Here is a 9,618-nt window from a genome sequence, read left to right as displayed (position 1 = left end):
CGGCCACCCCGCACCGGCCGCATCGCCGCCGTCGCGGCCCTGACCGCCGCCCTCGGCATCGGCCTGATCGCCTGCGGCCAGGGCGGCAAGAGCGATACGGCCCCGGACGTGAAGGTGAACAACGCCGCGACCGCCCAGGCGAAGCAGGCCACCGCCCCGCTGAAGAAGTCCCGGCCCACCGGCCTGCGGATCCCGGCGGCGGGCGTCGACGCGACCTCGATGCTCGACCTCGGCGTCGACGCCGACCAGGAACTGCAGGTGCCGCCGGTGGACAAGGCGGAGGAGCCGGGCTGGTGGACGGGCGGGGTCACGCCGGGCGAGAAGGGCGCCGCCGTGATCGTCGCGCACTACGACACCGCGAACGGCCCCGCGCTGATGAGGAACGTCGCGAAGGTCGACGTGGGCGACACCGTGGAGGTGCCGCGCGCGGACGGCAGCACGGCGACGTTCAAGGTGCGGGAGATCCAGCAGGTGGACAAGAAGGACTTCCCCACCAATAAGGTGTACGGGGCGACCGGTCGACCGGAGCTGCGCCTGCTGACCTGCGGTGGGCCGATCGTCGGCGGCCACCGGTCTGACAACATCATCCTCTACGCCGACCTGGTGTCCTGACAGCCGACCTGGAGTCCTGACAGCGCGCCGGGCGCCACGACAGGCCGCGCCCCGCGGCAGGCAGGAGTGCAGTGAACCGCAGCCGGCTCGCGCTCACCGGCGCCTTCGCGGCCCTCGCCGCCGTGCTGGCGGGCGGCTGCGGCGACCCCGGCGGGCTGCGCGGCGCCGGAGCGACGCCCACCGCCCAGGGCCCCACGCACCTCTGGCCCGACCTGCCGCCCCCGTCCGCGCCCGCCGAGGACTACGGCGCCATAGAGAGCGTGCGGGTCACGGGCGTCAAGGTGCCCGGCGGCGATCTGCGCAAGGTGGACCCGGCCGACGTCGTCCGCGCGGACTTCGAACAGAACCCGGGGACGTACGACCCCTCGGACGCCTCGTACCGGGAGACCGTCGAGCGGCTCGACGACTGCGCCGACGACGACTCCGGCGCGCGCGAGCGGTGCCCGGTCCTCAAGGCGTACTACCGCGATCTGACCGGCGACCGCAAGGACGACCTGATCGTCGGCGTCTCGACGCCCGACGACAACCTCGACATCCGCGTCTACGCCGAGGAGGAGCGGCGGCTGACACAGATCATGGAGATGAGCGACGCCGTGCTCGGCGTGGAGCTCGCCGGGCGCGACCTGATCATCCGCGCGGTCTCCAGCCTGCCGGGGTACGAGTACCACACGGTCTGGTCATGGGACTCGCACCAGAAGACGATGCTGCCCAAGCGCGACGAGATCGTCCGCTCCGGGAACGCGCCACGCCGCAAGACGCCCCGGCCCGCCCCTTCCACGAGCGCCGGCCGATGAGCCACCGACAGCCGCGCGGGCCGCGGCTTCCCGCCTGGACGGCGACGCTGACCTGGAAGGCGGCCGTCTTCATCACGGTCATGTGCTGCGCGCTTGCCGCGCTGCTCGGCATGCTCGTGCACGTCTCGGTGACCAACCAGACCGTCGGCCAGGCCCGCGAGCGGGCCCTGGACCGTCTCACGGAGGTCACCGAGCGCTACGAGGCGGGCGACCGGCTCGGACCCGGCGCGGGCGTGGACCCGCCGGGCCTGCCCGGCGCGCTGCGCGAGCTCGCGCTGAGCGGGGAGCGCGGCACGATGGTCGCCGCCCACGAGTCCCGGCCGACGATGTGGGCGGCGGGCCCCGCCGACGGGCACCGCGCCATCGCCGTCCAGGTCGACTACGCCCAGGGCGCCCGCACCATCGACGGGCTCGACCGGGCGATCCTCGGCTCCTCCGTCCTCGCGATCGGCGCGACGCTGCTGGTCGGCGCGTTCGCGGTGACCCGGGTGACCCGGCGGCTGCACCAGACGGCGCAGGTCGCCCGGAGGATCAGCGCGGGCGACCTCGACGCGCGCGTCAACGACCCGCGCACGAAGGGCCCCACCCGGCACCAGGACGAGGTGGCGGCGGTCGCCGGGGCGCTGGACACCATGGCCTCCTCGCTCCAGGGCAAACTCCTGAGCGAGCAGCGGTTCACCGCCGACGTGGCGCACGAGCTGCGCACGCCGCTGACCGGGCTGCACGCGGCGGCCGAACTGCTCGAACCGGGCCGGCCCACGGAGCTGGTGCGGGACCGGGTGGCGGCGCTGCGCACGCTCACCGAGGACCTGCTGGAGATCTCCCGGCTCGACGCGAAGAGCGAGCGGGTGGATCTGGACGCCCATCACCTCGCTCCACTGGCGGAGCGTGTGGTGCGGGGTTCCGGCGAGGGGACGGAGCTTGTCGTCGTACGCGATGTCTGCGTGGAGACCGACCGGCGGCGCCTTGAGCGGGTGCTCGGCAACCTCGTCGCCAACGCGCTCAAGCACGGGCGCGCGCCGGTGCTGGTGACCGTCGACGGGCCCGTGGTCACCGTGCGGGACCACGGCGAGGGCTACCCCGACTACCTGGTGGAGCACGGCCCGCAGCGCTTCCGTACGGAGGGCACCACCAAGGGGCACGGGCTCGGGCTGACCATCGCGCTCGGCCAGGCGGCGGTCCTCGGGGCCCGGCTGACGTTCGGCAACGCGCCGGACGGCGGGGCGGTGGCGACGCTGCGGCTGCCCTTCGAGGAGTGCGGGGACGAGGACGAGGCGCAGGGGCCCGAAAGCGGTACGTGAGCTTGTGCGCGCCCATCGTGTCGCTTTAAGTGTGAATTGCGGCCTTTGAGTATCCGTCATGAGCCGTCCGACCCGACTCCCCGGAGGAGGCCCCATGCCCCCGAGAAGGACCACCGTCGCCCGGCTCGGCATACTCGCCGCGGGCAGCGCGCTCGCCGCGCTCACCGTCACCGGCCCCGCCGCCGCCCTGGACGCCACCGCCCTGGACGCCACCGACAAGCACCCGCCCGTCTACAAGGGCCGGGTGACCGCCAAGTCCGGGCTGCTGCTCAGGGACACCCCGACCCGTGGCGGCCGGGTGGTGCGCCATGTCCCCCACGGCAAGGTCGTCACCATCTTCTGCAAGACGAAGGGCGGCCACGTGGGCCGCACCAACCTCTGGTACCTGCTCACCGACGGCACCTGGGCCTGGGGCTCCGCGAACTACATCGCCACCCTCGGGAAGGCACCGCGCTGGTGCTGACGCCCAGCCCCGACGCCCCACCGCATGGCTCGGCCGACATAGACGACATAAGCGGACTTGAGGGGGGGATGCTTGCTACGTTCCCGGCATGACCGGAACAAGAGCGGGCTCCGCACCCCCCGCGGTCCCCGCCGTCCGTGTCCCCCGGCGCCGCGGCACCGAGCTCGCCCTGCTGATCGTCGCCGTACTGCTGTCCGTCTACGGCTACTGCGATGTCGGCCTCGCCAAGAACGGCACCATCCCGCCCGGCGCCGCCGGTTACGGCGCCGGGCTCGGTGTGCTCGCCCTCCTCGCGCACCTCGCCGTCCGCTTCCGCGCCCCTTACGCCGATCCGCTGCTGCTGCCGATCGCGGTCCTCCTCAACGGCCTCGGCCTCGTGCTCATCTACCGCCTGGACCTGGAGACCCCGAACGACGAGGCCGCGCCCGCGCAGCTCATCTGGTCGACCGTCGGCGTCGGGCTCTTCACCGCCGCCGTGCTCTTCCTGCGCGACCACCGCGTCCTCCAGCGCTACGCCTACCTCTCCGTCGTCACCGCGCTGATCCTGATGATCGTGCCGATCTTCTTCCCGGCGGTGAACGGCGCCCGGATCTGGATCAGGATCGGCGGGTTCTCCATCCAGCCGGGCGAGTTCGCCAAGATCCTGCTCGCGGTCTTCTTCGCCAGCTACCTCGCGGCCAACCGCCACGCGCTCGCCTACACCGGCCGCACCCTGTGGCGGCTGCGGCGCCTCCAGCTGCCGACCGGGCGCGTCCTCGGGCCCATCGTCGCGATCTGGCTGCTGAGCGTCGGCGTCCTCGTTCTGGAGCGCGACCTCGGCACCTCGCTGCTCTTCTTCGGCCTCTTCGTGATCCTGCTGTACGTCGCCACGGGCCGCCTGGGCTGGATCGCGGTCGGCCTGCTGCTCGCCGCGCTCGGCGCGTTCGCGGTCGGCTCGCTCGAACCGCACGTGCACAGCCGCGTCCAGGACTGGCTGCACCCCTTCGCCTCCATCGACGCGGGTGACGGACCCAACCAACTCGCCCAGTCCCTCTTCGCGTTCGCCGCGGGCGGGATGCTCGGCACCGGGCTCGGGCTCGGCCACTCCATCCTCATCGGCTTCGCCGCCAAGTCCGACTTCATCCTGGCGACGGCGGGCGAGGAGCTGGGCCTCGCCGGGCTCTGCGCGATCTTCCTGCTCTACGCCCTTCTCGTCGAGCGGGGCTACCGCGCGGGCCTCGCCCTGCGCGACCCCTTCGGGCGCCTCCTCGCGGTCGGGCTCGCCTCGATCGTCGCGCTCCAGGTCTTCGTCATCGCCGGAGGCGTCATGGGGCTCATCCCGCTCACCGGCATGGCGATGCCGTTCCTCGCGCAGGGCGGCTCGTCGGTCGTCACCAACTGGATCATCGTGGCCCTGCTGATCCGGGTCAGCGACTCGGCCCGCGGCCAGCCGCTCGGGGAGGTGGCCCAGTGACCCGGTACATCCGGCACGCCGCCGCGTTCTGCGCGCTGCTGCTGCTCGCCCTGCTCGTCAACGCCACCCGCGTCCAGGTCGTCGACTCCGACTCCCTCGACCACAACCCCGCCAACCGCCGCCAGGCCATCGCCCGCTTCGGGCAGCCGCGCGGCGACATCCTGGTCGACGGGCGCCCCATCACCGGCTCCAAGGACACCGGGGAGCAGCTGCGCTATGAACGTACGTACAGGAACGGGCCGTTGTACGCGCCCGTGACCGGCTTCGCCTCGCAGGTGTACGGCACCTCATTCCTGGAGGACGCCGAGGACGACATCCTCTCCGGCACCGATCCGATGCTCGCCCCGCTGCCCCTGTGGAACGACGTCACGCGCGCGCAGAACCCCGGCGGCAAGGTCGAGACGACGATCAGGGCGGCGGTGCAGCAGGCCGCCTACGCCGGGCTCGGCGGCAAGCGGGGCGCGGTGGTGGCGATCGAGCCGGCGACCGGCAAGATCCTGGCGCTGGTCAGCGCGCCCTCGTACGACCCGGAACGGCTCTCGGGGACCAGCCGGACGGTGGCGGACGCCTGGACCGAGCTGAACGGCTGGCCCAGCAAGCCGATGCTGAACCGCGCGATCCGCCAGACCTATCCGCCCGGTTCGACGTTCAAGGTGGTCACGGCGGCGGCCGCGCTGGAGGCGGGCGTCGTGACCGATCTGGACGCGCCGACCAAGTCCCCCGCCCCGTACACCCTGCCGGGCACGAGCACCCAGCTGACCAACGAGGTGGACGGTTGCGTCGACGCCTCCCTGCGCACCGCCTTCCGGTGGTCGTGCAACACGGTCTTCGCCAAGCTCGGGGTCGACACGGGCCTGGGGGCGATGGTGGGCACCGCGCGGGACTTCGGCTTCAACGACCGCGGCCTGCGGATCCCGTCGTCCGTCGCGGCCAGCAACTTCGACACCTCCCTGGACAAGGCGCAGCTCGCGCTCTCCTCCATCGGCCAGTTCGACACCCGGGCGACGCCCCTGCAGATGGCGATGGTCTCGGCGGCCGTCGCCAACGGCGGTTCCGTCAAGTCGCCCTACCTGGTCGACAGGACGACCACGGCCGACGGTGACGTGCTCGACTCCACGGGCACCAGGACCCTGCGCCAGGCGATGAGCCCGGGGACGGCGGCGCGGCTGCGCGAGCTGATGACAGAGGTCGTCGAGAAGGGCACGGGCACGAACGCCGCCATCCCAGGGGCAACGGTGGGCGGCAAGACGGGCACGGCCCAGCACGGCGTCGACAACGCCGGTACGCCGTACGCCTGGTTCGTCTCCTGGGCCCAGGGCGCCGACGATCCGGAGCCCTCGGTGGCGGTGGCGGTGGTCGTCGAGGACGCGTCGGCGGACCGCGGCGACATCAGCGGCGGCGGCAGCGCGGCGCCGATCGCGAGGGCGGTGATGGAGGCGGTGCTCAGCGGCGGCGGAGCGCGGTGAGGTTGCCCGTCCATCGAGTGGCCGGCGCATGCCGCCGCGTTGGTCAGTCCGGCGCCCCGCCCGCCGCGATCGCGGCGTGGACCTCGGCGACCCGTTCGCCCTCCTCCGCGGCGAAGCGCTCCGCGTCCAGTTTCTCGGCTACCTCCTCGTCCTGGGCCATGAGCTGGTCGAGGTTGGCGTCGCCCATCTCGAAGACGCCCATGTCCACGTAGGCCTGCTGGAGGCGCTTGCCCCACAGGCCGATGTCCTTGACGCACGGGACGATGCGGCTGAACAGCAGCTGGCGGAAGAGGGCCAGGAACTCGGACTGCTCGCTGTACTCCTCGGCCTGCGCCGTGGGGATGCCGAAATCCTCAAGGACCTCGACGCCGCGCAGCCGGTCGCGCATCAGATAGCAGCCCTCGATGACGAACTCCTCGCGCTCGCGCAGCTCCGCGTCGGTGAGCTGCTTGTAGTAGTCGCGCAGCGCCATCCGCCCGAACGCCACGTGCCGGGCCTCGTCCTGCATGACGTACGCGAGGATCTGCTTCGGCAGGGGCTTGTCGGTGGTGTCGCGGAGCATGCCGAACGCGGCGAGCGCCAGGCCCTCGATGAGGACCTGCATGCCGAGGTAGGGCATGTCCCAGCGGGAGTCGCGCAGGGTGTCGCCGAGGAGCGACTGGAGGTTGTCGTTGACCGGGTAGAGCATCCCGATCTTCTCGTGCAGGAAGCGGCCGTAGATCTCGGCGTGCCGGGCCTCGTCCATGGTCTGGGTCGCGGAGTAGAACTTCGCGTCGAGGTCGGGCGCCGACTCGACGATGCGGGCGGCGCAGACCATCGCGCCCTGCTCGCCGTGGAGGAACTGGCTGAACTGCCAGGAGGCGTAGCTCCTGCGCAGCTCGCCCTTGTCCTTCTCGGTCAGCTTCGCCCAGTGGGGCGTGCCGTAGAGCGACAGGGACTCGTCGGGGGTGCCGAGGGGGTCGAGCGGGTCGACCTCGAGCTCCCAGTCGATGCGCTTGGCGCCGTCCCACTGCTTGTCCTTGCCCTTCTGGTAGAGGGCGAGGAGACGGTCGCGCCCTTCGTCGTACTCCCAGCTGAGGCGGGCCGAACCGGCCGACGGAACCTGCCAGTTGGGCTCACCAGGGGGCCTGGTGTAAAGCTCATGCGTCGACATATGGGCAGGCTCACACGCTCCTGGACACAGGGTCAACAAGTCGTGCACGGGGGATTGACGGTCTTGCTGACAGGCAGTCTCATAAGAGGTGACCGCTGGTAACCCGCGACAAGTCAGGAACAGTCATGACGACCGTGACGGAAGACGTTTCCCTCCAGGGTCTGCGGGACGCGCTCGGCCTGCTCAAGGACCGGGAACAGGTGGCCGTCCGGCTCCTGGAGTCCTCCGCCAAGCACTCCTTCGACCCCGACAGGGAACTCGACTGGGACGCCCCCGTCGAGGAGGGCAAGTGGTTCTGGCCGCCGGAGCTGGTCTCGCTCTACGACACCCCGCTGTGGAAGCGGATGTCCGAGGAGCAGCGGATGGACCTCGCCCGGCACGAGGCCGCCTCGCTCGCCTCGCTCGGCATCTGGTTCGAGATCATCCTGATGCAGCTGCTCGTGCGGCACATCTACGACAAGCCGGTGACCAGCGCGCATGTCCGGTACGCGCTGACCGAGATCGCCGACGAGTGCCGGCACTCGATGATGTTCGCGCGCATGATCGAGAAGGGCGGCGCGCCGACGTACCCCGTCACGCGCCTCAACCACAACCTCGCGCGCGTGCTGAAGACGGTCTCCACCACGCCGGGTTCCTTCGCCTGCACGCTGCTCGGCGAGGAGATACTCGACTGGATGCAGCGGCTGACGTTCCCGGACGAGCGGGTCCAGACGCTCGTGCGCGGCGTGACGCGGATCCACGTGGTGGAGGAGGCGCGGCATGTGCGGTACGCCCGTGAGGAGCTGCGGCGCCAGATGGTGACGGCACCGCGCTGGGAGCGGGAACTGACCCGCCTCAGCTGCGGGGAGGCGGCGCGGGTCTTCTCCATAGCGTTCGTGAACCCGGCCGTCTATACGAACGTGGGCCTCGACCGGCGCGAGGCGGTGGCGCAGGTGCGGGCGAGCGGGCACCGGCGGGAGGTCATGCAGACGGGGGCGAAGCGGTTGACTGACTTCTTGGATGACATTGGCGTGATGCGGGGTGTCGGGCGACGGCTCTGGAGGTCCTCGGGGTTGCTGGCGTAGCGTTTGGCCGCGGGCCGCGTGTGGTTGCTCGCGCAGTTCCCCGCGCCCCTGGGGTGGTGCCGGTATCGCGTTCGCCTGCGGGGCGTTTGTGGTTGCTCGCGCAGTTCCCCGCGCCCCTGAAAGGGCGCGGGGCGAGTTACGCTGCGAGGCATGACCTCGCCTGCCAGTACGCGTGCGTACCGCCGCCTGAGCGTCGAGGCGCGGCGGCGGCAGCTGCTCGACTCCGCGCTCTCCCTCTTCGCACACCGCGCGCCCGAGGAGGTCAACCTGGACGACGTCGCCGAGGCCGCCGGCGTCTCGCGGCCACTCGTGTACCGCTACTTCCCCGGCGGCAAGCAGCAGTTGTACGAGGCCGCGCTGCGCTCCGCCGCCGACGAACTGGAGCAGTGCTTCGCCGAGCCCCCGGACGGCCCGCTCACCCAGCGGCTCTCCCGCGCGCTCGACCGGTACCTGGCCTTCGTGGACGAGCACGACACGGGGTTCAGCGCGCTGCTCCAGGGCGGCAGCGTGGTGGAGACCTCCCGGACCACGGCGATAGTCGACGGCGTGCGCAGGGCGGCCGCCGACCACATCCTCGCCCACCTGGGCGTACCGGACCCGGGCCCGCGCCTGCGCATGACGGTACGGATGTGGATCACGGCGGTGGAGGCGGCCTCGCTGATCTGGCTCGACGAGGACAAGCAGCCGCCGCTCGACGACCTGCGGGACATGCTGGTGGAGCAGTTCATGGCGGTGCTCGTGGCGACGGCGGGCCGCGACCCGCAGACGGCGCAGGTCGTGCGGTGGGCGCTGGGCCTGGAGACGCGGGAGGGCCCCGTCGGCTCCCTCACGCGGCGCGTGCTGCCCGTGCTGGCCGACGCGGCTCACCTGCTGTGACGCGCGTGGTGTGACACTGGTGGTGTGAAGAGCGAAGAGACCCCCTTCGTGGGTGGCCCCCTGGACGGCCGCGTCCTGCCCATCCTGCTCGGCCCGACCGGCCACCCCCCGAAGACCTACCGCGTCCCGGTCCCGGACGACGCGGGCGGCCCCCCGACGATCCTGGTCTACCGCCGCGCCCCAGCACCCACAGGCAAACGCCACACGCTCACCCCGAGGTGGCAGTACGAGTACGCCCCGGAGGGCGACAAGGACGGCGGCCTGAAATGGCCCTGGTCAAAGCCGAACAAGCCCTGAGCAGCCACGCCGCCACCCGCAGAAGCGCCCCGTAGGGGGCGCGGGGAACTGCGCGAGCAACCACGAAGCACCCGCGGCGATACAACGCAACCCCCCACGCCGCCACCCCCTGGACGAGTGACCCGGTTCGGCCGCCCGC

The 9,618-nt window shown here is 71.8% G+C and carries 10 protein-coding genes; 9 read left to right on the top strand and 1 reads right to left on the bottom strand.

What is annotated here, in order from left to right:
- The 6 genes from GKQ77_RS20300 to GKQ77_RS20275 all read left to right on the top strand — a co-directional run.
- Positions 1–612, top strand: a 612-nt coding sequence (locus tag GKQ77_RS20300; protein WP_308117727.1) for a class F sortase, incomplete at its 5' end; no start/stop codon positions are given.
- A gap of 71 nt (positions 613–683) precedes the next feature.
- Positions 684–1,406, top strand: a complete 723-nt coding sequence (locus GKQ77_RS20295; protein WP_219690346.1) for a hypothetical protein — start codon at positions 684–686, stop codon at positions 1,404–1,406.
- Positions 1,403–2,707: an ATP-binding protein gene (locus tag GKQ77_RS20290; RefSeq protein WP_219690345.1), complete on the top strand. Its 1,305-nt coding sequence runs from the start codon at positions 1,403–1,405 to the stop codon at positions 2,705–2,707. The genes GKQ77_RS20295 and GKQ77_RS20290 overlap by 4 nt, the downstream gene beginning before the upstream one ends.
- A gap of 94 nt (positions 2,708–2,801) precedes the next feature.
- A complete protein-coding gene (locus GKQ77_RS20285) occupies positions 2,802–3,170 on the top strand; it encodes an SH3 domain-containing protein (protein WP_258021623.1) in 369 nt (122 codons plus the stop codon).
- 88 nt (positions 3,171–3,258) lie between these two features.
- On the top strand, positions 3,259–4,623 hold the full coding sequence (locus tag GKQ77_RS20280) for an FtsW/RodA/SpoVE family cell cycle protein (protein ID WP_219690344.1): 1,365 nt from the start codon (positions 3,259–3,261) through the stop codon (positions 4,621–4,623).
- A complete protein-coding gene (locus GKQ77_RS20275) occupies positions 4,620–6,089 on the top strand; it encodes a peptidoglycan D,D-transpeptidase FtsI family protein (RefSeq protein WP_219690343.1) in 1,470 nt (489 codons plus the stop codon). The genes GKQ77_RS20280 and GKQ77_RS20275 overlap by 4 nt, the downstream gene beginning before the upstream one ends.
- Before the next feature lie 43 nt (positions 6,090–6,132).
- Here the strand turns inward: GKQ77_RS20275 and GKQ77_RS20270 are convergent, their stop codons facing one another.
- Positions 6,133–7,242, bottom strand: a complete 1,110-nt coding sequence (locus GKQ77_RS20270; RefSeq protein ID WP_219690342.1) for a ferritin-like domain-containing protein — start codon at positions 7,240–7,242, stop codon at positions 6,133–6,135.
- Positions 7,243–7,367: 125 nt separating this feature from the next.
- On the opposite strand from GKQ77_RS20270, the gene GKQ77_RS20265 reads away from it, so the two are divergent.
- From GKQ77_RS20265 to GKQ77_RS20255, 3 genes are all read left to right on the top strand, one after another.
- The gene (locus tag GKQ77_RS20265) at positions 7,368–8,306 is read left to right on the top strand and encodes an AurF N-oxygenase family protein (RefSeq protein WP_219690341.1); all 939 of its coding nucleotides are present in this window, start codon (positions 7,368–7,370) and stop codon (positions 8,304–8,306) included.
- A 150-nt stretch (positions 8,307–8,456) separates the two neighbouring features.
- Positions 8,457–9,182, top strand: coding sequence for a TetR/AcrR family transcriptional regulator (locus GKQ77_RS20260; protein ID WP_219690340.1), 726 nt, complete (start codon positions 8,457–8,459; stop codon positions 9,180–9,182).
- Between the two features lie 24 nt (positions 9,183–9,206).
- A complete protein-coding gene (locus tag GKQ77_RS20255; RefSeq protein ID WP_219690339.1) occupies positions 9,207–9,479 on the top strand; it encodes a DUF8847 domain-containing protein in 273 nt (90 codons plus the stop codon).
- Positions 9,480–9,618 lie beyond the last annotated feature (139 nt).

It is taken from the genome of Streptomyces anatolicus (genome assembly GCF_019400875.1).
Classification (GTDB): Bacteria; Actinomycetota; Actinomycetes; order Streptomycetales; family Streptomycetaceae; genus Streptomyces; species Streptomyces anatolicus.
This window is presented reverse-complemented; position numbering and strand designations above follow the sequence as displayed.